The 25,182-nt window shown below is 52.7% G+C and carries 25 protein-coding genes; 9 read left to right on the plus strand and 16 right to left on the minus strand.

Annotated elements, in window-relative coordinates; translation table 11 throughout:
* Nucleotides 1-23 precede the first annotated feature (23 nt).
* The 4 genes from PAT3040_RS30415 to speE all read right to left on the minus strand — a co-directional run bounded on the left by PAT3040_RS30415 (nt 24) and on the right by speE (nt 6,292).
* A complete protein-coding gene (locus PAT3040_RS30415) occupies nt 24-1,334 on the minus strand; it encodes an ABC transporter substrate-binding protein (RefSeq protein ID WP_108995625.1) in 1,311 nt (436 codons plus the stop codon).
* Nucleotides 1,335-1,512: 178 nt separating this feature from the next.
* A complete protein-coding gene (locus PAT3040_RS30420) occupies nt 1,513-3,291 on the minus strand; it encodes a sensor histidine kinase (RefSeq protein WP_108995626.1) in 1,779 nt (592 codons plus the stop codon).
* Entirely contained in the window at nt 3,288-4,883 is a 1,596-nt protein-coding gene (locus PAT3040_RS30425) for a response regulator transcription factor (RefSeq protein ID WP_108995627.1), read from the minus strand. Before PAT3040_RS30425 ends, PAT3040_RS30420 begins: the two co-directional genes overlap by 4 nt.
* A 581-nt stretch (nt 4,884-5,464) precedes the next feature.
* Nucleotides 5,465-6,292: a polyamine aminopropyltransferase gene (gene speE / locus PAT3040_RS30435; protein ID WP_108995629.1), complete on the minus strand. Its 828-nt coding sequence runs from the start codon at nt 6,290-6,292 to the stop codon at nt 5,465-5,467.
* Between the two features lie 271 nt (nt 6,293-6,563).
* On the opposite strand from speE, the gene PAT3040_RS30440 reads away from it, so the two are divergent.
* The 7 genes from PAT3040_RS30440 to PAT3040_RS37665 all read left to right on the plus strand — a co-directional run bounded on the left by PAT3040_RS30440 (nt 6,564) and on the right by PAT3040_RS37665 (nt 14,286).
* Nucleotides 6,564-8,705, plus strand: coding sequence for a transglycosylase domain-containing protein (locus tag PAT3040_RS30440; protein WP_108995630.1), 2,142 nt, complete (start codon nt 6,564-6,566; stop codon nt 8,703-8,705).
* A gap of 342 nt (nt 8,706-9,047) precedes the next feature.
* Entirely contained in the window at nt 9,048-9,335 is a 288-nt protein-coding gene (locus PAT3040_RS30445) for a hypothetical protein (protein WP_087571691.1), read from the plus strand.
* Nucleotides 9,336-9,754: 419 nt separating this feature from the next.
* Nucleotides 9,755-10,657 (plus strand): ubiquinol oxidase subunit II, encoded by a 903-nt coding sequence (cyoA, locus tag PAT3040_RS30450; protein ID WP_108995631.1) that lies wholly within the window; start codon nt 9,755-9,757, stop codon nt 10,655-10,657.
* A gap of 30 nt (nt 10,658-10,687) precedes the next feature.
* Nucleotides 10,688-12,676, plus strand: a complete 1,989-nt coding sequence (locus PAT3040_RS30455; RefSeq protein WP_087571689.1) for a cbb3-type cytochrome c oxidase subunit I — start codon at nt 10,688-10,690, stop codon at nt 12,674-12,676.
* Nucleotides 12,676-13,353, plus strand: a complete 678-nt coding sequence (gene cyoC / locus PAT3040_RS30460; RefSeq protein ID WP_108995632.1) for a cytochrome o ubiquinol oxidase subunit III — start codon at nt 12,676-12,678, stop codon at nt 13,351-13,353. Before PAT3040_RS30455 ends, cyoC begins: the two co-directional genes overlap by 1 nt.
* 1 nt (nt 13,354) lies before the next feature.
* Nucleotides 13,355-13,702, plus strand: coding sequence for a cytochrome o ubiquinol oxidase subunit IV (gene cyoD / locus PAT3040_RS30465; protein WP_108995633.1), 348 nt, complete (start codon nt 13,355-13,357; stop codon nt 13,700-13,702).
* A 221-nt stretch (nt 13,703-13,923) separates the two neighbouring features.
* Complete coding sequence (locus PAT3040_RS37665; protein WP_181376939.1) at nt 13,924-14,286, plus strand: hypothetical protein; 363 nt, start codon at nt 13,924-13,926, stop codon at nt 14,284-14,286.
* 184 nt (nt 14,287-14,470) lie between these two features.
* On the opposite strand, the gene PAT3040_RS30475 is transcribed toward PAT3040_RS37665, so the two are convergent.
* The gene (locus PAT3040_RS30475; RefSeq protein WP_108995634.1) at nt 14,471-14,701 is read right to left on the minus strand and encodes a hypothetical protein; all 231 of its coding nucleotides are present in this window, start codon (nt 14,699-14,701) and stop codon (nt 14,471-14,473) included.
* A 116-nt stretch (nt 14,702-14,817) separates the two neighbouring features.
* On the opposite strand from PAT3040_RS30475, the gene PAT3040_RS30480 reads away from it, so the two are divergent.
* The gene (locus PAT3040_RS30480; protein ID WP_108995635.1) at nt 14,818-15,081 is read left to right on the plus strand and encodes a hypothetical protein; all 264 of its coding nucleotides are present in this window, start codon (nt 14,818-14,820) and stop codon (nt 15,079-15,081) included.
* A gap of 94 nt (nt 15,082-15,175) precedes the next feature.
* Here PAT3040_RS30480 and PAT3040_RS30485 read toward each other — a convergent pair whose 3' ends face one another.
* A complete protein-coding gene (locus PAT3040_RS30485; protein WP_108995636.1) occupies nt 15,176-15,730 on the minus strand; it encodes a GNAT family N-acetyltransferase in 555 nt (184 codons plus the stop codon).
* A gap of 159 nt (nt 15,731-15,889) precedes the next feature.
* On the opposite strand from PAT3040_RS30485, the gene PAT3040_RS30490 reads away from it, so the two are divergent.
* Entirely contained in the window at nt 15,890-17,386 is a 1,497-nt protein-coding gene (locus PAT3040_RS30490) for a protein adenylyltransferase SelO (RefSeq protein WP_373863987.1), read from the plus strand.
* 89 nt (nt 17,387-17,475) lie between these two features.
* On the opposite strand, the gene PAT3040_RS30495 is transcribed toward PAT3040_RS30490, so the two are convergent.
* The 10 genes from PAT3040_RS30495 to PAT3040_RS30540 form a co-directional block, all read right to left on the minus strand.
* Nucleotides 17,476-18,174, minus strand: a complete 699-nt coding sequence (locus tag PAT3040_RS30495; RefSeq protein WP_108995638.1) for a hypothetical protein — start codon at nt 18,172-18,174, stop codon at nt 17,476-17,478.
* Between the two features lie 124 nt (nt 18,175-18,298).
* Nucleotides 18,299-18,553, minus strand: a complete 255-nt coding sequence (locus tag PAT3040_RS30500; RefSeq protein ID WP_218781671.1) for a phage holin family protein — start codon at nt 18,551-18,553, stop codon at nt 18,299-18,301.
* A complete protein-coding gene (locus PAT3040_RS30505) occupies nt 18,550-19,353 on the minus strand; it encodes an N-acetylmuramoyl-L-alanine amidase (protein ID WP_108995639.1) in 804 nt (267 codons plus the stop codon). Before PAT3040_RS30505 ends, PAT3040_RS30500 begins: the two co-directional genes overlap by 4 nt.
* A 114-nt stretch (nt 19,354-19,467) precedes the next feature.
* Complete coding sequence (locus PAT3040_RS30510; RefSeq protein ID WP_087571679.1) at nt 19,468-19,776, minus strand: hypothetical protein; 309 nt, start codon at nt 19,774-19,776, stop codon at nt 19,468-19,470.
* Nucleotides 19,777-20,566: 790 nt separating this feature from the next.
* Nucleotides 20,567-20,710: an XkdX family protein gene (locus tag PAT3040_RS30515; RefSeq protein WP_108995640.1), complete on the minus strand. Its 144-nt coding sequence runs from the start codon at nt 20,708-20,710 to the stop codon at nt 20,567-20,569.
* Nucleotides 20,711-21,058 carry a hypothetical protein gene (locus PAT3040_RS30520; protein WP_108995641.1) on the minus strand — a complete coding sequence of 116 codons (348 nt, stop codon included), beginning with the start codon at nt 21,056-21,058 and terminating at the stop codon, nt 20,711-20,713.
* A gap of 15 nt (nt 21,059-21,073) precedes the next feature.
* Nucleotides 21,074-23,029, minus strand: a complete 1,956-nt coding sequence (locus PAT3040_RS39175; RefSeq protein WP_108995642.1) for a pyocin knob domain-containing protein — start codon at nt 23,027-23,029, stop codon at nt 21,074-21,076.
* A gap of 3 nt (nt 23,030-23,032) precedes the next feature.
* A complete protein-coding gene (locus tag PAT3040_RS30530; RefSeq protein ID WP_108995643.1) occupies nt 23,033-23,650 on the minus strand; it encodes a putative phage tail protein in 618 nt (205 codons plus the stop codon).
* On the minus strand, nt 23,650-24,147 hold the full coding sequence (locus PAT3040_RS30535; protein WP_108995644.1) for a tail fiber protein: 498 nt from the start codon (nt 24,145-24,147) through the stop codon (nt 23,650-23,652). The genes PAT3040_RS30530 and PAT3040_RS30535 overlap by 1 nt, the downstream gene beginning before the upstream one ends.
* Before the next feature lie 12 nt (nt 24,148-24,159).
* A complete protein-coding gene (locus tag PAT3040_RS30540) occupies nt 24,160-25,182 on the minus strand; it encodes a DUF2793 domain-containing protein (protein ID WP_108995645.1) in 1,023 nt (340 codons plus the stop codon).

The raw sequence follows: 25,182 nt of genomic DNA on the forward strand, positions 1-25,182 counted from the left end.
GTTCTCGTTCTCTGTGTTATTGCTTATTTGATTTGGGAATCGGCTTGCTTTTGAGCGTCTGCAAGAACAGCGTCAACGGCTTTGCCGTTCAGGTAGTTCTGCATTTCCACGACGAGGATGTCTTCGATCGCGTACGTGTGCATGCCGTAGTTGACGTTAGGGATTTCCGCAGTCCATTTCGCGAAGTCCTGCACGATCTCTTGACCGCCGAAGAAATCGTTTTTCGCTTTGTACGCTTCGCCTTCGGATGCAGGCTTGTAAGTGCCTATCGCGCCGATCTCTGTGACGAGCTTCTGGTACAGATCCACGTCTTTGCCAAGCGTAGCGCCGAGGAATTCGGCTGCCGCCTCTTTGCCCGGCACGTTCAGGACGTACCACGAGCTGCCGCCGAGGCTGGATGCGTGTACGGAATTGGCGTTGTTCGTCAGCTTAGGCAGCGGAACGATCGCCCATTTGCCGGATTGGTCGGCTGCCGCCGTGATGGAAGGCGTGAACCAGTTGCCAGTCGGTACGGATGCCGCCGCGCCGCTGTTGTAATTTGCCACGAATTGGCTCCAGTCGGAGTGGATTTTTACAATGTTGGCGTCCATCATTTTTTTGTACGTTTCAAATGCTTCTTTCAGAGCGGCGTTACCGGCCAGATCTGCCGTCTTGCCGTCTTCCTTCAGATACCAGGAGCCCGCGGATTGAATCATGACGCGCAGGATGCCGAGGTCATTTGGATCAAGGGACAGCATTTCTTTCCCCGTTTTTTCCTTAACGGCCTTGCCGATCTCGATGTACTGATCCCAGGTGATGTTTTGCATATCTTCTACCTTATATCCGGCTTGCTCCAGATAGTCGGTTCTTACATATAAGCCGGTAACGCCGGAGTCGAATGGAAGTCCGTAGTTTACGCCGTCCACGCTAGTCGGTCCCAGCTTGTATTCCGCGAAGTCGGAAGCCTTGAAGCTGTCCGTCAGAGGATGGAACATGTCCGGATAAGCCTGCAGGAAGCTTTGTGCCCGGTAGTCCTCGATCAGAACGATGTTCGGAAGACCTTTTGTCGTGCCGGAGCTCATGCCCGTGTTCAGCTTCTGAACGATATCGGCTTGCGCGTTTTCGATGATTTCGATCTTTACGTTAGCGTTGTCGTCGGCGTAAGCTTCTTTCGCCAGATTCATCGCTCTAATATTGAAGTTCGGATCCCATGCCCAAACCGTAAGGTTGGTTGTTTCCGCCGCGTTGTTGCCGCCGTTCGCGCCGCCTTCGCCCGCCTTATTGTTGGCGTTCGATGAGCACGCCGCCGTAACAACCATCATGCCGGCAAGCAGAAGAGCCATCATTTTTTTCATTTGTCCAGACCTCCATTTTATATATGTGGCGAAAGCGTTTCCCGCCTTCTGATAACATCTTAGCATCGGGACAAAAGCGTGCGTTATGAGGATCTTTGCCTTCAATTGTCGGATTGTTATCAGTTGCGCATTAGTCACTTTCTGTCATTTGGAGTATCTTTGGATTATTGGACGATTTTTATTCCTCAATCAAAGGAATGCGGATCTTCACCTTTGTTCCTTGCCCCGGCTGGCTCGTCACCGTCACGCCGTAACTCTCGCCGTAGAGAAGCTTGATGCGCTCGTGCACATTTTTCACCCCGATGCCGGTAAACAGCTGCCGCCGTCCCTCCCGCTTCGCCAGCCTGTCATCCTCGATTGCCGCCGGATCGAAGCCGTCGCCATCGTCGACGACCTCGCAGACAAGCGCGTCCGGTTCCTTCGCCGCCATAAAGTAAATACTGCCTGTCGCCTTGCGGTTGAAGCCATGAAAGAATGCATTTTCGATAAAGGGTTGGATCATCAGCTTCGGCACATGGTACCCCATGCAATCCGGCGCGACAAAATAGTTCATCTTGATCCGATCGCCGTACCGGACATGATTGATGAATACGTAGTTGCGCATATTGACGAGCTCCTGGCTGAGCGTAATCGTCTCGCTGACGTTGCCGATCGCGTTCTGCAGCAGCGAGATCAGGGAATTGATTGTATCCGCCGCCTTCTCCTTGCTGCCCTGCTGCACCATAAATTTTACCGAGGCAAGCGTGTTGTAAAGGAAGTGCGGATTAATCTGCTGCTGCAATGCCTCCAGCTCCGCATTGCGCTGCTGCTTCTGGGTATGCACCAGCTCCTTTACGTATTCTTGCAGTTCGTCCATCATAGCGTTAAATGCTTGACCCAGCTGCCTCGTCTCGTAGCTCCCGCCTACGTTGACATGATGGTCGAATTCATACTTGGAGATTGTGGAAATTTGTTTGACGAGCCGGGTCAGCGACTTCGTCAGTCTCCTGGAAATAAGAAAGACGATAATCAGCGCCGCCGCGACGATGGCAATAACGCTGAGCGCAATGGTCCTCGTATCGGTGAGCTGGCCGATCGCCGCTTCCTTGTCGACCAGATTGATAAGATAGAGCCCGAACGGCGCCAGCATCCGGGATAACACGATACCTTCCTTGCCCATAATCTCCGCATTTACGGAGGCCAGCTTCTTCTCCTCAATATCCTTCGCGTATTGGAGCAGATCGGGAAACGGCTGTCCCAGCCAGGCCGTACGGTTGCTCGATACGATAGAGCCCGCTTCGTCCATGATCGCGACGTCGTTTCCGAAGCTGGTAAAGCTTTCGAAAAACTTCTTGAAGTCTCTTTCCCGGATCGCAAAATAAATCGCGCCGTACACGTCGTCCGTCGTACGGTCGATGAGCGCCTTGGACGCGACGATCGTCGGCTCCGTTGCCGCTACGCCCGAGCGGCTCGAATCGTCATATTGATAGTGGATCTTGCGCGGCTCCGCAAGCGTTCGATCGGTTAAGGGATGCTCGCGAAGCTTGGCCCCGTACACCGGCCAAAGCGCGGGATCCGTCGTATAGCTCCTTCCGTTCATGCCGATGACCGTTATGCCTACCTCATAAGCGTCCACCAGAGATTGAATTCGTTTAACCTGTTCCACCAAATTGTAATAGGATCGATATTGCTCCAGGGAGCTGCCGTCTCCCTCGGACAGGGCGCCTCTGATCGTGCCGCTCTGCTGGGCGTTGTTAGCCGCCATAACGACGGCATAGCTGAACGCGTCCATATTGCTCGTAATCTGAGCGATGACCTTGGCGTTTGTAATACTGAAAGTTTGCATAAATACCCGTTCCGATGTATTGATCGTGGTCCAGGTAGACGTCACGGATACGGCAATAATCGAGACCACCATAATAATAAACATCTTAATAAACAAGCCGTTGTACTTGAATCGATCGAATACGTTCCTCATACCCGCCCCTTCTCTTCTCCCACGAATTGCCTCCTGTAGCGGCTCGGCGAAAGCCCCGTCGACTTCTTGAACACCTTGCAGAAGTAGCTGTGGTCGGAGTAGCCCACCATGCCGCTAATCTCGGAGATCATCGCGTCGCCCTTGCGCAGCAGCTCCTCTGCCTTCTCGATTCTGACCTTGTGCAAATAATCGACGAACCCCTCGCTGTTATGCGCGGAGAAGTAGCTGGACAGATAAGAGGCATTAAAGTGGAAGTGTTTCGCCATATCCGTCAGGTTCAGCGGCTCCGCATAATGCTGGTGAATGTAATCAAGCAGCTTCTTCATGTTGGCGTTGCCCGGCAAAGCGGCCTTGTCCGAGATACATGCCTCCGCCTCGGCGATAAAGGCATCCAGACAATTCAGCGCCTCGGAGGCGGACTTGGCATCCTCGATCGCCTTGAAGTGGCGATACTTATCCTTCTCAAGCTCTCGGGCGTCATACTCCATATTGCCCAGCAGCACCGTTATATTGAAAACGAGATTGCCCAGGAACGACTTGAAGGCGAACACATCCGTCGTATAATCGCCGGCCATCGCCTTGGCGTGATCGCGCAAATAATGGAAAGCCTGATGGAACTGGCCTCGCTTGAAGTCCTCCGTAAAACGGTTCAAATGGAAGCTCTCCGTTTGCAGCACCGGCGGAGGCAGCTTGCCCTCCTGCAGAACGCCCATATCCGGCAGATAGAAAGCATAACCCAGCAGCCTGGTCAAAGAGCCGTTGTACACGTCGCGCAGCTCTTTCACATCCGGGAACGGATTCGTGACCGCGATCGGAATACGCTGGCCAGCAGCGGACAAGCTGACCGCCGCCATGCCTGCTATGCGGACCGCTTCGTCCATCGCGCTCTGGTCGGCGTTGATCAAGACGGCCCTCAGCTGCCCTTCTATTGGAAGTGCCCGTATAACGGGCAGGTTCCTTTCAGAGCTGGAGCTCGACGCCAGCAAGCCCGTTAACTTCTCCTGCAGCTGAACCGCAGAAAGTTGAACGCCTTCCTCCAGTACTCGCGGGTCAAAGCCGGCTAGCAAGAAGAGCGGATGCGGAAACGTCTCCCGAAGCTCGTCCGCCGAGAAGTCGGCATCGTATCCGGATAAAAGACGCTCCAGCTTCTGCTCCAGGGAAGGAGCGTAGCCGCCCCCCGACGACTCCTTGGCGCCGAGCGAGGGAATACGCTGCGCCGTCATCTTAAGCACCGTCAGCAGATGCTGGAGATCGAGCTTCGGCTTTAAAATATAATCCGCGACGCCGCTCTGAAACGTCGAACGGACATAATCGAATTCGCCGAAGCTGCTTAATACGATCACTTCTATCTCGGGGTAATGCTTCTTGATCTGCCTGGTCAGCTCTTCTCCATCCATGACCGGCATCACGATGTCCGTAATGACAATATGCGGCCTCAGCTCGGCGATCCGCTCCAACGCCTCTTGTCCGTTTGACGCCTCTCCGACAATATGGAAGCCTTCCTGCTCCCACGCCATAAAATGTTTGATTCCCTGTCTAATGAGTACCTCGTCGTCGACGATGAGCACCCTGCAGTATTCGGACGCTGCCATATGGGCCGCACCTCCCGCGCGTAATGAATGTGCTTCTAGTATAGCCGTTCTTCACGACAACTGTAATGCCCCTTGGGAGAGCATGAGCGTAAGCCGTCGATATGACTGGGAAGATGAGGGGGGCAGATGGGGAAAGAACATGAACGAACGCCGGACGGATGGAGAACGAGCGTGGAAGGAACGCGGAACGGATGGGGAACTATCGTGGAAGTAACGCGGCGGAAGTCTAACGGACATGGTTGCATCTTAGACGCCGTTATTGTATCAGCTACGATTCTAACGGACACAGTGGACGCTAAGCCGGGCGAACGGGGCGATATACCTTGCATTTGATGCTCAAAGAGTTGCTGATGTCCGTTAGGAATTTGAATTTGTGTTTTTGGTGCGCTAAGCGTCGCTAATGTCCGTTAGAGGGTTCGCCAACAGAAAGCTGGTCGTGATTTTTCGTGTTTCGTATAAAAATCTCTGACGGCTACGGCCAAGTCCGGCTCAATATAGCGGACTTTTCCACTATATTGAGCCCATCCGAATCGAGCCGATCAACTTCGACAGCCTGATCATCGGCCGGCAGATACACCCCATTATTTGACCAAATCCTCTACAAACTTCGGCAGCACGAATGCCGCTTTGTGAAGGCGGGGCGTGTAATACTTGGTCGCAAGCTCCGGAATGGACGATTCCTCGACTTCAAGCGGATCGTAAGTCTTGCTGCCCATCGTAAATGTCCACAGGCCGCTTGGATACGTCGGGATGTTGGCGCCGTAAACGCGCACGATCGGGAACACTTCCTTCACGTCGCGGTTCACGCTTTTTATTAGTTCCGCCTTGAACCAAGGATTGTCCGTCTGCGCGACGAAGATGCCGTCCTCCTTCAGCGCTTCGTAGATGCCTTGGTAGAAACCGCGCGTGAACAGGTTCGCCGCAGGGCCGACCGGCTCGGTGGAATCCACCATGATGACGTCGTACGCATTTTTGTGATCGTGAATATGCATAAATCCATCGCCTACGAGCACTTCGACGCGGGGATTGTCCAGTTCGCCGGCAATGCTCGGCAAATACGTTTTGGAATATTCGATGACCTTGCCGTCGATGTCGACAAGGACCGCTTTTTTTACCTTGGGATGTTTCATCACTTCGCGAATCACGCCGCCGTCGCCGCCCCCTACTACGAGAACATGCTCCGGATCAGGATGCGTGGACAATACCGGATGCGCGACCATCTCGTGATAAACGAACTCATCTCTAACGGTTGTCATAACCATGCCGTCCAGGACCAGCATCGTACCGAACTCTTCCGTTTCGATCATATCCAACTGTTGAAAGTCGGTTTGCTCATGGACATACGTTTTCGTAATTTTAGCCGTTATGCCGAAGCTTTCGGTCTGTTTCTCGGTATACCACATTTCCATCGTTGATCCCTTCTTTCCTTTAAAGGTTGTTCAAAAACTCCGCTTTTGAGATTCATACACTCCTGTGCTAAAAACCAAACTTTTTAGCTCGCATATTTAGAAGCGGCACGTTTGCGCGCGGTTCAGCCTGTTTTATAGTGTTTCAAACCCGTGCACTTCGTATGACAACAATATCGGCAAATGAATAGCCTATGCCGCAATTTTCCATACTAAAGGTAGAACTTATCAACATGAAGAACAGAACAACCTCTGCGAAAGGGAGTCGGCAGCTATGACCAAGTCTTCCAATCAGCCCGTCAAGCGGCAGGGCAAGCTGCGCCGCGCCGTCAAATTCCCTCGCCTGTCGGAGCGGCTCCTGGGACCCGCTCTCGCTCTCCGCAAGTGGTCGATTAGGGCAGGTCTGGCCGCTCTGGCCTGTCTGATCCTGCTTGTCGGGCTTTATCTCTATATAAGGTCGCAGACCCTGCCAGCGTCATCGGTGAGCCAAACCTCTCAAATGCTGGATATCCATGGAAACGTCATCGACACCTTCCATGCCGGCGAGAACCGACGGTCGGTCGCTCTGGCGGACATCGCGCACGAACTGATCGACGCGACGCTTGCCATCGAGGATCGCCGCTTCTACGACCATTCCGGATTCGATCTGAGGGGGATGGCGCGAGCCGTCGTCGTTAACGTGCAAGGCATGTCCAAGCTTCAAGGAGCCAGCACGCTCACCCAACAGCTCGCTCGCAATCTCTACCTGAGCCATGAGCGGACTTGGGAACGCAAGCTTAAGGAAGCCGCGTACACAGCCCAGCTCGAGATGAGCTATTCCAAGGACGAGATTCTCGCCATGTACTTGAATCAGATCTATTACGGTCATGGCTCGTACGGCGTCGAAGCTGCGGCCATGATGTATTTCGGCAAACACGCCTCGGAGCTGTCGCTGGCCGAAAGCGCCATGCTCGCCGGCATACCGAAAGGACCAAAATATTATTCGCCATACATGAATATGAAGAACGCCAAGGACCGTCAGTACATCATTCTGGAATCCATGCTGGAGGGCGGCTCTATTACGGAGGAACAAGCGGCGGCGGCTTATGCCGAAGTGCTGGAATTCCAGCCGTTCGGCGGGACGGAGCAAGAAGGTTTCGCCCCGTACTTCCGGGACTACATTAGAAGCGTTGCCGTAGATAAGCTCGGCTTCGACGAAAAGCTGCTTAACGAAGGGGGCATTACGATCTATACGACGCTGGATCAGGAAGTGCAGGCCGCGGCCGAAGAAGCCATCAAAAACGGCATGCCGGAGAGCTCGGAGCAGCAGGCCGCGCTAGTCTCCATCGATCCCCGTACCGGCTATATCAAAGCGATGGTGGGAGGACGCGATTATTCGAAAAATCAATATAATCGCGTATTCGCAAGCACTCGTCAGCCTGGTTCGTCGTTCAAGCCCTTTTTATATCTGGCCGCCATCCGCAGCGGATTTATGTCTCCCATCACCCGTTTCAAAAGCGAACCTACCGTCTTTACCTACGACGAAGGGCGCAAAACTTACAAACCGAGCAACTACGGGGACAAATATACCGGCGATTATATCGATATGCGGAAAGCCATCAGCGGCTCCGACAATATCTATGCGGTAAACACGATTATGACTGTAGGGGCCGATAAGGTGATCGAGACGGCCCGTACGTTGGGCATTGACAGCAAGCTGACTCCCGTACCGTCGCTTGCGCTCGGCACCTCTCCGGTCAGTCCGTACGAGATGGCCTCCGCATATGGCACCTTCGCGAACGGCGGAACACGGATCGAGCCCGTTGCCATCCTCCGGATTGAAGACCGGAAGGGCAACGTATTATATGAAGCGAAGCCTAAGGCGCAGGAAGCCATTACGCCGGCCGAAGCCTATGTCATGACGAGCCTGCTGGAGAGCGTGTTCGACGAAGGCGGCACCGCCCATCGCGTAGAGGCTACCATTAAGCGCCCCGTCGCCGGCAAGACGGGAACGACGTCGACCGACGCATGGCTCGTCGGCTATACGCCGGAGCTGGCGACGGCGGTCTGGGTCGGCTACGACAAGGACCGCATGCTCACCGTCGCGGAAGCCCATCGTGCCGCGCCGATCTTCGCGAACTTTATGGAGGATGCTTTGGATGCGGTGCCTCCAAAGATGTTTACGGTGCCCGAAGGCGTCGTAAACGTCTACATCGAGCAGGAAAGCGGCAAGCTGGCGGCGGCCGGCTGCTCCGGTACTACGCGGCTGGAGTCCTTCCTCGCTGGCACGGAGCCGACTGAGGTATGCGGCAACGCGGCAGTCGGAGGAACCGGAGATTCGGGCACCGATGGCAGTGGAGGCGCAGGCAAAGGCCGTGCCGGTTCGGAGAAACAGCGCTCTTGGTGGCAAGATCTAAAGCGTTGGTGGACGAACTGACGTTTCGCACGCCGAGATCGTTCCCACGTTCATGCTTCCATCCATTTGTGCCATCCCGCGGCCGAGGTAAGTTCGTCAAGTTTCGCATGCTTTTGATCGCATATGCAGCAGGCAGGATCGCCCAGTTTTGCGACGGCGGTCCTGCTTTTTCTTTGGCGATTTAGGCATATAAACCTTGTCTCCGGAGGAAGCAAGCGCTATTTGTGACAGCCAAAATAAGATTCCGTGTCAAAAATATGTGCAAATCGTGAATTTTCTTTGAACAATCGACATAAGATGTGTTATAGTGGGTATAAGAATGAAAGAAAGCACTTACATCAATACGTAAGGAGTGTTTCCCCTATGACGACGAAGACTGCAACTATAAGCCAACTGCGGCCAACCAAATCCGACGTAAAACGTCTAGTAAACGTAATGACCCTGATTGCATGGGGAGTCCTCAGCATCGGCGTCCTGCTCTGCCTCATTAATCTTAGCCACTTCAGCGACAAAAACATCGGCCTTATGGTCGGGATCGGCTTTTTAATCGGCAGCGTTCATATCTACGTCATCGGTACGGCTATCGGTCTCGTTCATGCGTGGAAGTCCGAGATGGCGAAGTCGCACTCGAACAATCAATCGCAAGAGTAGCTGCAAACGGCGGATATCGGCCTTGAGTCGAGGCGTTAGCTTTTCGAGGTCCATTTGCGCCAGCTTATGGCGAAGAAAAAAGAAGCGACAGGGCAACTGTTTCGCTTCTTTTTGTTTTGCAAAAATATCACAGCCCTCCTTGTGACAACTTTCCCATATCTGGTTGTGGCCGCGGATGCCTGAAACTCGTTTCGACGTCCACGGACAAGCCTGTTTCAAGCCTCCTGTAATCGCGTTACAAATAGAGGAATGCCATTTTACGGGAGGGCTTCATCGCTTTTGTCTAACTGGTGACTGACAAGTGACGGAACTTTGTCAGAACTAAGTCGAATTGTTTACATCGTCTTCGCGATAGTGTTATTCCGGTGTGATTTTGTTACATTATTCACAAGCTAATGAAATCGAGGAGTGGAACCGCAATGAGACGTTATTATCGAATGCTGGCAACAGCGCTCTTTCTGGCGATGATTGCCGTGATCTCGGGCTGCAGCAGCGAGCAGTACATCGTGCTTGACCCGAAGGGACCAATCGGACAGCAGCAGAAGGATCTTATCATTATTACTACCCTTCTGTGCGCGGTTATCATCGTGCCCGTCCTTATTTTAACCGCGGTCATCGTTATGCGTTACCGTGATCGCCCCGGCCGCAAAGCGCGCTATACGCCGGATTGGGAGCATAGCACGAAGCTTGAAGTGACATGGTGGACGATTCCGATTGTCATCATCATCACTCTTGCTGTCATTACCGCTATCTATACGTATAAGCTCGAACCTTCCAAGCCGCTTGAATCGGCGAAAGAACCGATTACGATCGAAGTAACGTCTCTCGACTGGAAGTGGCTGTTCACTTATCCGGACGAGGACATTGCGACCGTCAACTATATCAAGTTTCCCGAAGATACGCCGGTCCGTTTCCAGTTGACGTCCGACAAGGCGATGAATTCCTTCTGGATTCCGCAGCTCGGCGGACAGCTCTATACGATGTCGGGCATGGCCATGACGCTGTTTCTGCAAGCGGATGAGCCAGGCATCTACTACGGCTCGGGCGCTAACTTCAACGGCGAGGACTTCGCTCAGATGACGTTTGACGCAGAAGCGGTCTCGGATGAAGAGTATCAGGCTTGGATACAAGAAGTGAAAGGCGATTCTCCTGCACTGACCCTGGATGGTTACGAGCAGCTCAAGAAGCCGGGACGCTCCGACGTGCAGCTGTTCTCGAGCTTCCCGGAAGGACTGTTCCAATACATCGTGACGCAGTATGTTGAGGACGGCAGCGGCGGTGCGCATGCCCATCACGGTCAAAGCGGGGACAGCGGACAATAACGACCCGCGCATACGAAAGGAGAAAGCTTCATGTGGGATAAAATCAAGGAATTTTCATCCGAGTTTTTCGTGACGGGTGACCCGCTCATTCTCGGCGCACAAGTCTCCATCGCGCTGACGCTCGTAGCGATCATCTTCACGCTGTCTTATTTCAAGAAGTGGCGCTGGCTCTGGACGGAGTGGCTTACTTCCGTCGATCACAAGAAAATCGGCATTATGTATATCATCGCATCCATTCTGATGCTGTTCCGCGGCGGCGTCGATGCCCTGCTCATGCGTGTGCAGTTGGCAGCGCCTGAGTTGGAATTCCTGAACGCCGAACACTATAACGCGATATTCACGACGCATGGCGTTATCATGATCCTGTTTATGGCGATGCCGCTCATGTTCGGTCTGTTTAATATCGTCGTGCCGCTCCAGATCGGCGCGCGCGACGTCGCGTTCCCGTTCCTGAACTCCCTGAGCTTCTGGATGTTCTTCTTCGGGGCGATGCTGTTCAACGTTTCGTTCGTTATCGGCGGCTCTCCCGATGCGGGCTGGCTCGCATATCCGCCGCTCTCGGAGCTGTCAGGCAGTCCGGGCGTCGGGCAGGACTTCTATATATGGGGCATACAGATATCCGGCATCGGCTCGCTCGCGACGGGCATTAACTTCGTCGTCACCATTCTCAAGATGCGTGCTCCCGGCATGAAGCTGATGAAGATGCCGATGTTCAGCTGGTCCGTTCTGTCTTCTTGCGTAACCATCATGCTAGCGTTCCCGATTCTGACTGTTACGCTGTTCCTGCTCTTCTTGGACCGCTATCTCGGCGCGCATTTCTTTACGCTCGACGGGGGCGGCAACCCGATGATGTACCTCAACCTGATCTGGATGTGGGGACATCCCGAGGTATATATCGTTATCTTGCCGGCATTCGGTATCTTCTCGGAGATAGTCGCTACCTTCGCGAAAAAGAAATTGTTCGGCTACAAATCGATGGTGTTCGCACTGATGTCCATCAGTTTCTTCTCGTTCTTTACCTGGGCGCATCACTTCTTTACGATGGGCTCAGGCGCGAACGTCAACGCGTTCTTCGCCGTTACGACCATGATTATCGCGATTCCGACCGGGGTCAAGGTGTTCAACTGGTTGTTTACGATGTATCGAGGAAAGTTATCGTTCCCGACGCCAATGCTTTGGACAGTCGCCTTTATCCCATGTTTCATCGTGGGCGGTATGACCGGGGTTATGTTGTCGGTCGCACCGGCGGACTTCCAGTTCCATAACAGCTACTTCCTGATCGCTCACTTCCACCAAGTGTTGATCGGCGGCGTCGTGTTTGGTTATTTCGCGGGTCTGTACTACTGGTGGCCGAAGATGTTCGGCTTCAAGCTCCACGAAGGCCTTGGCAAATGGGCGTTCTGGTTCTGGAACATCGGCTTCTACGTCTGCTTTATGCCGCAATACGCGCTTGGCTTCATGGGCATGACACGCCGCTTCAACGAATACAACTTCGACATGGGCTGGCAGCCGCTTAACGTCGTGTCCACAGTGGGCGCGTTCCTGATGGGTATAGCATTTCTCTTCCAGGTATGGCAGATCGCGCACAGCATCAAGTTCCTGAAGATGGAAAAAACCGGCGACTCGTGGAATGGCCGTACGTTGGAATGGTCGATTCCTTCTCCGGCGCCGCACTATAACTTCGCCAGAATTCCTGTCGTAACAAGTCAGGACGACTTCTGGGAGAAGAAGCAACGCAAGCTTCGCGGAGAGAAGGATGCTCCGGAAGTCATCGCGGCGGAGCAGGCTCCGCTTGAGCCCATTCATATGCCAAAAAATTCCGGCATACCGTTTATCATGTCATTGTCCTGGTTCGTCGCCGGCTTCGGCTTCGTCTGGGATTGGAAATGGATGATCTTCGTCGGCATGGGCGGCGTCATCGCATGCATGCTTGCAAGATCGTTTACCTACGATACAGACTATTATATTCCGGTCGATGAGGTGCAGCGTACGGAAGCTGCGGCAAGGGGGGCTCACTAATGGCACTACTGAACAAATTTCTGTCCGGCGGCAAGAGTCAGCCTCTTGCCGCGGCGCACGGCCAAGGCGGCGGTCAAGCCGCGCATGGCGGCCATGACGCCCATGGGCATGATCACCACGATCAGGAAGGCATGAAGGTATTCGGCTTCTGGCTGTTCCTGATTACCGACGTTATTCTTTTCGGCACCTTGTTCGCGACCTTCGTCGTGCTTCGTCTCAATACGGCAGGCGGTCCGACGGGCGCCGAACTGATCGAAATCAACGGCATCATCATCTCCACGTTCATCTTGCTGACGAGCAGCTTTACCAGCGGCGTCGCGCTGCTGGAGATGAACCGCGGCAACAAAAAAGGACTGATCACCTGGCTCGTTATTACCGCGCTGCTTGGCGCATCCTTTATCTATCTCGAGGTAACGGAATTTATCCACCTCGTTCATGAAGGCGCCACGATCGGCACGAGCGCTTACTGGTCTTCGTTCTTCACGCTGGTCGGCACGCACGGTCTTCACGTCTCGATCGGCCTAGTCTGGATGGTAGCGCTGATTATTCAGCTCGCAAGACGCGGCATTACCGATGTTACGAAACGCAAGGTCAACGTCATCAGCTTGTATTGGCACTTTCTCGACGTTATCTGGATCTTCGTCTTCACGATCGTATACTTGATGGGGGTGATGTAAGATGGCCAATCCTAACGCTCACGGCGCTCAGCACGGTCATGACAGCCACGGAGGCGGCCACAGCGGCTCGCTGAAGTCTTACGTTATCGGCTTCGTCCTCTCGATCGTCTTGACGGTCATTCCGCTCGTCGTCGTCATGAACGATATGTTCAGCAAGCAAGTCAACACCTTGATCATCCTGGTGATGGCCATTCTGCAATTCGCCGTACAGCTTCTGTTCTTCATGCATATCCGGGATGAAGAGAAACCTCGCTTCAACCTGATTGCCCTGATCTTCGGCCTCGTCATCATGCTGACGATCGTCGCGGGCTCCATCTGGATCATGACTTACAATGCGGTAGCAACTTAAGGCGTGTTGGCGAATACAAGGTGAATCGGCTGTCGCCGTCGTAAACTTATACCTTCCTGTAATTTAAACGGTGGACCCACAACTTGTGGGTCCCTTTTTGTTTGAAGATTTGGTTGGCACTTTAAAAACGTAAAATCAACATATTACACTATCAATCTACCCATACCCTTTCTTTTCCTCTGAATAGTATAGATTATTCGGAACGGAGAGGGGGGATTGGGATGAAAAAAATCATCGTAATTAGCTGCGATCGTGACCGTGACCGCGACCGTGATCGTGACCGCGACCGCGACCGCGACCGTGATCGTGACCGCGACCGCGACCGTGATCGCGACCGTGACCGCGACCGTGATCGCGACCGTGACCGTGACCGCGACCGTGACCGTAACCGCCGCTGCAGCAGACGCGACCGCGAACGCATCCGCAGACTCAGACGCTTGATCAGACGTTTGGAAAGACGCTTACGCCGTTTGATTCGCATGGGCGGCAACCGTAACGAAATCCGCAGACTGAGACGTTTGATCAGACGCCTCGAAAGAGAATTGCGCCGCTTGGAAGATCGTTGTGACCGTCGAGGTTTTTAATCTGAGAGAAATATAGAGATAGTATGGCAAAATCATATACCTCCCTATATTTGAACGAAAACCCGCAACTGACACTTGAATAAGTGTCTGATGCGGGTTTTTGCCGTACTAGGGCTTAGCCTTGGATACATACCATCCACTTGATAGAAGGCCGTGACGAGGGTGTTCAGACGCAGAAATATGGCTAGGATAACCAATCCGAAAGCAGCAGTATCAAGATACCTAGCAGCAAGATCGCCGCCAACGTATAGCCGAAATATCGAAGCGGTTTAGGCATCTCGCTCATGTTCACCTTGCGAATCGGCCCGCCGCCTTCTACACGCTGGATGCCGTCCATATTTATGTCCCTGTATGTCTCATCGACCGCTCTTTCCGTTTCCGGCTGCGTCTCGTGGGTATTATTAGGATATGACATCTTTTCCGCCTCCTTTGATTCTTCGGCCAAACTTCATCCTGCTTCTGGAAACTAATACTCCATGCCGGCGTATAGTTGGATAAGACTTTGACATCAGACGACAAGGAGGAACGTCCATGTTTTTTGTATTCTGGCTGATTGTTTTGGTTATTGGCATTGTCATTCTGTATAACAATCGTGAGCAAGAGGAAGAGCTTCTCGCGTTAAAGCTGGTGGGATACTACCTTCTCGGCACCTTCTTTTTTTCAATTAACGGCCTCGTTCTCCCCATCGGCTTTGTCATTAGCTTGTTTATGAGGCCTAGTCAAAACAGGGGCGTCAAACGCGGTTCCGCGATCTTCGGCCTGGTGCTGATGATTATCGGGCAGTTTATCATTTGATAGATTTTTAATGAGTTGAAAGGCGGCAGCCATTGTGGTTGTCGTCTCCTTTTATATGCGTCTGATCCCGCAGTGATTCAAAGTAAATCCTCGACTACAATTCCTGCTTGCCATACAGTTGCCCGAATTCGCTTGCGGTCATGCCGAAATGAAGTTCGTCATGGTATTCTCCATTCGTATAAATCATGTCCCGCAGTCGTCCCTCTTGGACGAAACCCAGCTTCTCATGCAATCGTATGGAAGCCGCGTTAAATGAATAGACATGCGGCGTCGCCTTGTGATAGTTCATCTCGTGGAAATAAAAACGCAGCACGGTGCGAATCATCTCGCTCGCATATCCCTTAGAGCGATGCTCCGGCAGCAGGGCGATGCCATATTTGAACGTTCCATATCTTTTGTTGCACAAAAACGAATTGATCGTCCCGACGAGTTCTCCGTCACTCGTCTCCGCAACCCATCGGAACGCATCGCCCATTCGATTCCGTTGCTCGGCCTCCAGCCATTGGATCTGCTTCTCAGGAGATTGCGGGAAGTGGATCATGTCCACCTTTCGGTTCACCTCGTCATCCAGCGCTTGAAATAAAGCAATATCCGATGATTGCAGCGCTCTTAACGTCAGTCTATCCGAACGCCAATAATGGAAAGGCATATACATCCTCTTTTCGTCTCGTAATAAAAGCGGAAGTTCCAGTTCCTATCCATTCGACAAGTGAATTTCAAATCCCTTCCAAAAGACAACACATAAGGACGAGCGAAAAGCCAGACCTTTCGATTGTTGCTGCGGAAAAGGGTATAATACAGGTAACCAATGTCAGAAGAAACGGGTGAACCGATGAGCGATATGCAGAACAAAGCCGGAACGACCGGTTGGAACTTGAAAAATAGCTATGCCGAATTGCCTGCTGCCCTGTTCACGGCTGTAAAACCTACTCCCGCGAGCGAGCCTCGGCTCGTTGTATTAAACGAATCGCTTGCAGCCTCGCTGGGACTAAATCATGACGAGTTGTCCGGCGAAGAAGGCGCCGCTGTGTTGGCGGGAAATAAGATTCCCGAAGGAGCTTTGCCGCTCGCTCAAGCCTATGCGGGGCATCAATTCGGCAATTTCACGATGCTAGGAGACGGCAGAGCCATCCTGCTAGGCGAACAGATCACGCCGGACGGACGGCGAATGGATATACAGTTCAAAGGCTCCGGCGCTACGCCCTACTCGCGGCGCGGTGACGGGCGGGCTGCGCTGGGCCCCATGCTGCGGGAATATATAATCAGCGAGGCCATGCATGCGCTGGGCATCCCGACGACGCGCAGTCTGGCGGTCGTCGCGACGGGTGATCCCGTCTACCGCGAGACTGTTCTGCCCGGCGCCGTCCTGACCCGCGTCGCGGCCAGCCATCTACGCGTCGGCACGTTTCAATACGCCGCCAATTGGGGCGGCGCAGAGGAGCTTTACGCGCTCGCGGACTATGCGCTGCAGCGTCATTATCCCGACATCCCGCTGGATGACGGGCGTTATTTGGCCTTGCTGCGCGGGGTTATCGCCCGCCAGGCGGAATTGATCGCCAAGTGGATGCTGGTCGGCTTCGTCCACGGCGTCATGAACACCGACAACATGACCATCAGCGGCGAAACGATCGATTATGGACCGTGCGCGTTCCTGGATGCTTTCGATCCGAAGACGGTATTCAGCTCCATCGACGCGAACGGCCGCTATGCCTACGGCAATCAGCCTTATATCGGCGTGTGGAATTTGGCGCGGCTTGCAGAATCGCTGCTTCCCCTGCTGCATGAGGATGAGGAGCAAGCGGTGAAGTTAGCCGAAGAGGCCTTGGGCGAGTTTACGGACTTGTATCAAGGTCACTGGATGGCTGGCATGAGAGGCAAGCTGGGTTTGTTCGGCGAAGAGGATGAGGATGAGTCGCTCGTGAAAGAGCTTCTGGGACTGATGCAGCAGCACGGAGCGGACTATACGAATACGTTCGTTGCTCTTACGTTTGGCAAGACCGGAGGCGAAGCGCTGTACGGTGACGAGGCGTTCGCCGCGTGGCGCGATCGGTGGCAGGGGAGACAGAGCAGGCATCGCAAGCCGGAAGAGGATTCGCTGCGGCTCATGAAAGCCAGCAACCCTGCCGTCATCCCTCGCAACCATCGCGTCGAGGAAGCGCTGGACGCCGCTGTGGAAGGCGATCTCAGCGTCATGGAGGATCTGCTGCGGGCGCTGGCGGATCCTTATGATCATCGACCAGAGCAGGCGGAGTATGCGATTGTGCCGGAGGCTTGCGGGCCTTATCGGACGTTTTGCGGGACGTAGGTTTTTGGTGTGCATGTCATTTTAAGAAGGTCTTGTATCCCTTTATGATTAGGGAGAGCACTGCCTTCTTTTTTTGTCGGTTCCCGCCTTTATAACGAAATCAAGCTATCACTGTCAGTAGCATACCGATACTGTTTCGTTTCATTATTGATGATCATCTCGAACACGTTTGTTTGACTGTTGTACGTGACGCTATTCGTGGTGCCGATCTCCTCGTTCAGATTAACCTTCATGATTTGATCGCCAATCCTTTTGTAGACATGGATCTCGATTTGGGGAGAGCCTTGCATCATAACTACTTCTTTCTCGCCATCCTCGTTCAGATCAGCAACCAATACATGTCCGCTAAGTCTCAAAATGAGCTGAGGCTGCCCGTCCACCTGCTCAAACAAATAGTTTTCGACGCAGTTTGCCCCACATATCCCGGTTAAAAGCGTCATCGGTCGTCCGAATAACGACTCTTCGTTTTTCGTAAAATCTTGAATATAAGTCTCCTCGCCAACAAAGCCATATTCCGTTAATTGTTTGTCGCGCACAGAACCGAGATATAAGTGAGAATCGGTCGTCGTTTTTTTATAAACCATAAACGAGTTATCGAATTTCTTAACCTCATGAACGTCATCGTACGCGAGCTGAACGCCTGCATCGGTAATCGTCTCTGTTTCCGAAAACTCCAGGATTATGCTGCTGCCCGTCGCTTCGCCCGATTCTTGACTGAAAGAACATCCCATCAAAATCGTCAAAAACAGGGTCAGCAGGCAGATGCTCATCGTTCTCCAATTTTTCATTGCGATCTCCTCCTCTATTTAAATCCGCTGATTCCGAATATATCGCGTTCCGCTTTCGATTACTCTACTTCATTGACAGCTTTTTCATTCAAAAAGTTGCACTCCAACCAAGAGCCAAGATCAATTACCGCTCATAGGTTTGCTTGGCCAATTGATGCGTCAGCACCGTCGCTCCTGTTACGAGAATGCCCTGCAGCACTCCCTCGAGCGGGGATTCCAGCAAAAAGACGCCTCCTGCGATTCCGCACGCCAGAAGTGTCCACGGTATAGTCCAGTCAGGTACCTTGGGGGAATTCTTAAGCAACAGGCCGATAACAAAAAGCGCCGGCATCAATGCCAGCGCTTCTTCTTTGATATAATGGATGATTTCGTTCATCATGTCGCGGCTTTCGCCTCCTTATCGAGTAATTGCAGTCGGTCCAGCAACACAGCAAGCTGCGCCCTCGTGATGGGCTCGTCTGGACTGAATCGGTCTGCCGCCGTTCCAACGAGCAGTCCGGTTTGCAGCGCTTTGAGAATGGATTGCTCTGCCCAGTGGCCTTGGATGTCCCTTATGACGGGGGTAGGCTTCGCTACAGGCGTTGTCTTGCTTGGTGCGGTTGCAGCAGCAGGAGGCTTATAGGGATGGGCGATGTAGGCGCAGAAGCCTTGAACGACCGCTTCCGCGTAGGTCTTCCACTTGTTCTTGAGCCGTTCGGCATCCTGTGCGTTACTGCAAAACCCGTATTCGACGATGACCGTCTCGACTTTGCCCGTATTGCGGTGCATAAAGTAATAGTCGCCACCTGACTCATTGGAGCGAGAGAACGCACGTCTTCGCGGCTGTCCCGCGCCAACAATGGAGTCCAGCAAGGCGTTTGCCATTTTGCCATTCGCGTACACGCTGTAGATCGTCTCCGCCCCTGCCGCCGTGCTGGATGGCGCCGCATTGATATGATTGCTGATGCCGTATTGTGCACCGCTTTGCTTCACCATCTCCGCTCTAGGCGTTGGCTCCAGCGTCGTGTCGCTGTTCCTGGTCAATGCGACTTTAACTCCCAGCTCCCGGAACCGGTTGTACTGGTATAACGAAATATCGAGCGTCATCGCCTTCTCCACGATGCCGTTGCCTCCCGCTCCTGGATCTGCTCCCCCATGGCCGGGGTCGATGATCAGGAGAGGCTTCGAATCTCTAATCAAAATGTGATCTCCTTCTTTCTTGTTGTAGTTAGTGGAAGTGTTTGTTCAAACCGCCTTTGTACGACGCGAGCAGCGCACGATGTAGCCGGCGCCTGACAAGAGCGATCGTCTCCATCAGGCGCGGCTTTTCCCCTGCTCTATGCGGTCGATTCGATGATGAGCCGATTTCGCATACTCTTCCAATCTCGTTACTCGTTCGGACAACTCGTCAAATCGCTTGCTTTGAGCTCTCTGCTCCAGCCGGACTTCATCGATACCCCGCTTGATGTATTCCATATCGGCGCTTATGCGCGCATCCCGGTGCACGTCGTCCTTGAGCTCCTGCTTTGCCGCCCGGGCCCGCCCAATCCAGCCTAAGAAGATACCGCTGATCCCGGACATGGCCCCGACGACCGCGATAAACGTTGCAACGTCTTTCACCATCCGTTCACCTCGATTTCATAAAAATAAGGCTCCGGTTGGGGCGGAGCCTCTGTGTGGCATATAAAAGTTAATTTATTAAAAGATATCAGAATTTAAGCGATTATTTTCTTGTCCCACTCTTTCCACCATGTGCTTTTCTTCGCGGCATCTTCCTTGATAAAAAGTAAATGTACCCTACCCATTTTGCGGCTCCATCCGTTATGTGGCCACAGGTAGGCGCTGCCGCCTCCGTCACCATTTACTGCATTCGGACAGCCCGGTGCGAGCATAATTCCCTCTCGTGTGTCCACATAGACCTTGTCGAGCGTTCTCTGGGCCGGTACAAGCCTACCGTCAGCCGTAAGCCTGTGACCCGGTAGTTCTTCCCTTTCCAGGAGCTGTCGGAGAGTTGGTCACGCTTAACGCTTTCAGTGGTAGAACTCGTGCCATCCATAAGAATGTGCGGAGAACCTTGTACAGCATGTACCGCGTTAGCTGGTGCCTTGCCTATATGCCATGCCCCGTCAGGCAGCATGTAGAGCTCGTCGCGCGCTTTGGTCTTTGGACTATCGGAATTGACTGTTTTTCCTTCAACAATGACTCGCCCGATCGGTACACCGTTGTCTGTGTCAGCAAAATTAAAGTCGATTGCAGCGTCAGCACCAGTTGCCTGCCCGATGTCTTTGACCGTCGCCCCGATCTTGTGAGAAACAAATGCCTCGTCGACTCCTGGAGTTGCAATTGCTAAACAACATTGACTCCATTTTCTGAAGCAAGGATTAGTCACTCCCTACAATAAAATAGGCCCCGCTTATGCGGAGCCCTCGTATGGCTGACCTGTGATTTGTTCGTACTGTGCAGCTGAAATCTTGTTACCGACCACAAAAACCGCGACTTGTGTGTCCGTGTACCGTCCCGCATCATAGTGGCGCTTGATTGTCGCAAACCAATCCATCTATAACACCCCCTTATCAACAAGCTCAAATAGAAGGCTTGCGTGATCTGTTTCAGACTGGTCGAGTCTTATTTGCGTATCGACAAGTTCTAGCGCAAGCATGGCGGCTTCATCTTCAAGTTTTGCTACACGATCAGAAGGTATAATTGGCGCAGGATGTGGCGTGAGTTCTTCCATTTCGTACTCAATTGGAATACCCTTATCGATGCAGTCTGCAAAGTATTGCGCCTCTTCTTGTGTCATCGGGACACGTCCTGCTTTATATGGATTGTGTTCTTGAGCGAAGTTTGTTAGCTCATTCTCAACAGTGAATCCATATCCACCATTCACTTCATAAATTTTATACAAGGGACATCCTCCGTTCTATATGGTGTAAAAGAAAGTGCTACTAAATCCAGTAGCAGAAAAGTGTGCAAACACCTTACCCGAAGGAGATATTGTTGACCTTCCTCCAACAGTAGAGGCGAAGACCATACCTGGAATCACCCAATATTGCCTAGTTACTGTATCAAAAACAAAACCAGCCACACCTTGATAAGCCGGAATGACTACGTGTCTACCATCTGGTGAGTAACAAGAATGACCTTGAATCGCCATTGTACCAGCAGTTGAACTAATTAAGTAGTTGACAAAAGGGTTGTTTATATTTTCTGGAATGAGAGTGTTTAAGTGGAAGATGACGCTATTACTACTATTTACACCCGATCCACCAATAAAGAATAGGGCATGTTTATCTTTGAGATAAACCATGTCAAAAGGGGGAACACTTGCACCACCCCAGATGTTACCGTAGTAAACGACAAGTGACCATGTGTTGGTCGAGATTCGATATTGATAAACAGCGGAATCTACCCCTGTCCAAGTATTTGTGCCAAAAACAAACCACATCAAATCATCGCCATCAAAAGCAGAATAAGTGGCTTTTTTATTAGCGTATGGACATTGTGCCAACGCAGTAAAAGCACCAGTTGTCTTGTTAATCCATCCGAACGGTGTTGCGTGCGTCTGACCCATGTAAGCATAAAGCCTATCATTAGATTGTTTATAAAACATGTGTGGATTGTTGCCACTTACAGTTGTATTCATAGTGATATCTGCACGAGCGAAGTCGTTCGTGTGGTTAAGAGTGTATAAAGTATTAGAATTAGTCATTATCACATAAATATGCGTGTCACTAGCCGCCATATCAAAAATCTCAGCATTACCAGGAGACAAGCCAACATTCTTATAAGCAGTAGGATATTTAAAACTAGGTGCACCGCCTCCACTCACACTCTTCCACTCCCCTCCATCAAGATATTGTAATGCGCCATTCACGACGCGAGTATTTGTAGATACAGAAGTCCACGCTGTCCAAGCTGCGCCATCATAGCGTGTACGTTGATAAGTTAATCCAGAGACAATCTCCGTGTAACGCTGAATCAGATAATCTGAACTCACAAAGACTTCAAGCAACCCATAATCAGCCGTGGCAGGCGGGCGATTCGCAGAGTCAGAAATGATTCCCAACTTATATATGCCGACATTTGTAATCGTGTTGAAGTTCGTGTTATTCACAATAGCTCCAGCGTCACGAACCACGTTTGCAATCGCATTATCCACCGTGTCTTTACGTGCAATATCTGCCGCCACAATTGGAGCCGCTACTTGCGCGCGACCGCTTCCGTCTCTCTGGATGATCTTATTAGGCGTCGCGATAGATGTTGAAACAGCAGCAACAGCCTGCGATACCCTAAGTGGTGTCATATCTGTAGCGTTGTCTGTTCCAGCTTCCGCTTGGGCTTGCGTGGCAATGACACGGTTCACCTGCGCACCTGTTGCAATACCGCCAAGCTTCGTTCGTTCCACATCTGTCATAAAGCGGTTATTGGCGTCCTGAGTAATGATGGATGGTGGATGATTCGCCGGATGCGTATAGTTATTTGCTCCAGACGCGATCCCGTCGAGTTTAGACTTGTCCGCTGCGGACATAAAACCAGCTGCTGCTGTCGTAGCTGCAGCGTGAGCGGTACCTCCAGTGCCAACATGAGTTAGTGGAGCTTGCTGCACATTATCCACGTTACCGAGCCCTACGTCAGCTTTCGCCAAGGTGACAGCCCCAGTCTTGCCAGCAACACTGCTCACAGTGTTCACCTGAGCTCCAGCCGTGATACCGTTGAGTTTTGATTTGTCTGCCGCTGACATTCGTCCCGCTTCCGTCGTGCTGGCGAGCTTCGTCACTTCCGCATCCAGAATATCCGCATTCCCGTTCAGATCGTCAATGTTGACGTTGTCCGTGCTCCCTGGCTTCTTCAAATTCAAATTCGATGTTAACTGCATTCGTTATCCTCCTCCATAAGTTCTTAATTGCCCCCATGTCCGTGTTCCGGCTTCCTGCCATGTCAGATCAGACACCATGTCCCATGTGGTGTAGGTGTAGAGGAACGAAACGGACAGATGGGCGGGCTTAATCTGATCCAGCATCGCCATGAATCCGGCCAAGTTAGCCGGAACACCTAGCACCCCGATAAATTGAATCACGAACCGGTACTCATCCGGATATTCCAACACGTCGACCTCGCCACCACTGAATGCAGCAGCAACGCCGATCAGCATTTGTTTGGTTACTGTGCCATGACCGCGAAGCTTGGCGAAAATGATCTCGCGACGCCATTCGTACGACATGGACGGGTCAGTCGCCAACCCAAACTCCCGCTCCCAATGAGCCAACCCCCAGGTAGCCGTAGACACATAGAACTGAGCTGCCAAGTCGGAAGCCGAAGCGATGCTGATACCAAGCTCCTCTGCCAATGTCGACTGCAGCTCAACCATGTCGCGTATGCCGTGCCAATATGCCGGCAGGTACGCCATCAAGTCAGGCGGCATCACATCAGGCGGTTCCGGAGGCGCTGCCGTATCTCCAAACAAAAGTGTTCCGTATAGACCATCGCCGTACGACATCAAACACCACCTCGCAATTGACCCCATGTGACTCCGGGAGAAAGCTTGCCCACTGCCAAATCATAGGCAGCTTTGACCGCGCTTGGCGTAGCTGCTTGCGTCGTGCTAGTGCTATTCGTCGCACTATTCAATTGTGCGATGCCCGCAGCGCTCGTACTCGCCGTAGGGAGCCGCGCTGCTGCCACGGTACCGGACGCGATGTCCGCGCCGCTATGCTGATGGGCAGCCGGTGCAAACGTTGCAGGTTTGCCGCTAACTCCAGCCCAAGGCACACTATCCGCCGCATCTGCGCTATCCACTTTGCCGTTATTGTTCGTGTCGTAGATACTCTTGAGCATGTCGCCTGCGGTCTGAGCGGCAACGAGCAGTACATTTCCGCCTGCAGAGCCAATGTACAGTTTTTTCGTATCCGTGCAGAATCCAAGCTCACCTGTTTCTAAGGTGCCGATGTCCGCTTCCAGACCTCGACGCACCTGCATTAATACATTTCTGGGCATCCTTTAGCCCCCTTAGAACGTCCCGCCATCGACGACCGCGACCATCAGGCGGTTGCCGTTGGCGGCATCGTAAACGATGCTGGCCGCATCTACATTAGCTTCAATGCCAGTGCCGTTTACCAGAATACCCTTACCCGGCTTGGCCGCAACCGTTGTCGATCCGACAGTAATGCCGTTGCCAGCCCCAACTGTCAACGTCACCGTATCCGCGGTGCCGCCTCCAGTCAGGCCGTTACCTGCTGCGATCGTCTGCAAAGCGCCGCCAGTGCGAACCCACTCCGTTCCGTTGTAGGTGTACTGCTTCGCCTCGTCGTCGACGATACAAGTCATGCCGACCGACGGTACGATAAAGCTCCAAGCCGAGCCTGCCCATTCAGCTATCTGGTTTGCGCGGCTTGCCCAGGCACCCGTTGGAGATGCGCCGATGATATAACGATCCTTGACAGCAGGCGATCCCGGAGGCGCGGCCAAGTCCTTATCCTTGACGCTGTCCTGATACTCTTGTCCCGCACGAGCCAAATCCAGCTCGTTCTTGACCTTCTGCGCAGACCATAACTCGGTTGGAGAGGTGCCGGAGTCATTAATAATGCGGTGCCGAGTGGCATCGTCAATATGCGTCTTGATCTCCGCTGCCGTCTTCGTGTTCGTTCCGTCGGATACCCGACTCACACGCCCTCCGGTCAACTCCGTCAGTCGCACCTTGCCGAAGGTCGCGCCATCCGCAATATCGTCCAGGTCGCCGGTTAGGTCAGCCAAATCGAGTACATTCACATTCGCCCAGGCTGCGCCGGTATCCAGATACAAGCGGCCAATGTTTTCACCAGTCGTAACGTAATACATACGGCCAGAGCTGGCGGCCGATGGCCGTGCTGCATATGTCCCAGACATCACCCGGCCTACAAAGACGTTAGACGTCCCGTCTCCGATAAAAACTTCTTTCGTATCGCTGCAGAAACCCATCTCGCCGCTTTGCATTGCGCCATGAGCCTGCAATTGCGCTTTTGTGCCGCGCATAATCAATATGGTTTGTGCCAT

Origin of the sequence: Paenibacillus agaridevorans, from assembly GCF_003112455.1 — a bacterium.
GTDB classification, from domain to species: domain Bacteria; phylum Bacillota; class Bacilli; order Paenibacillales; family Paenibacillaceae; genus Pristimantibacillus; species Pristimantibacillus agaridevorans.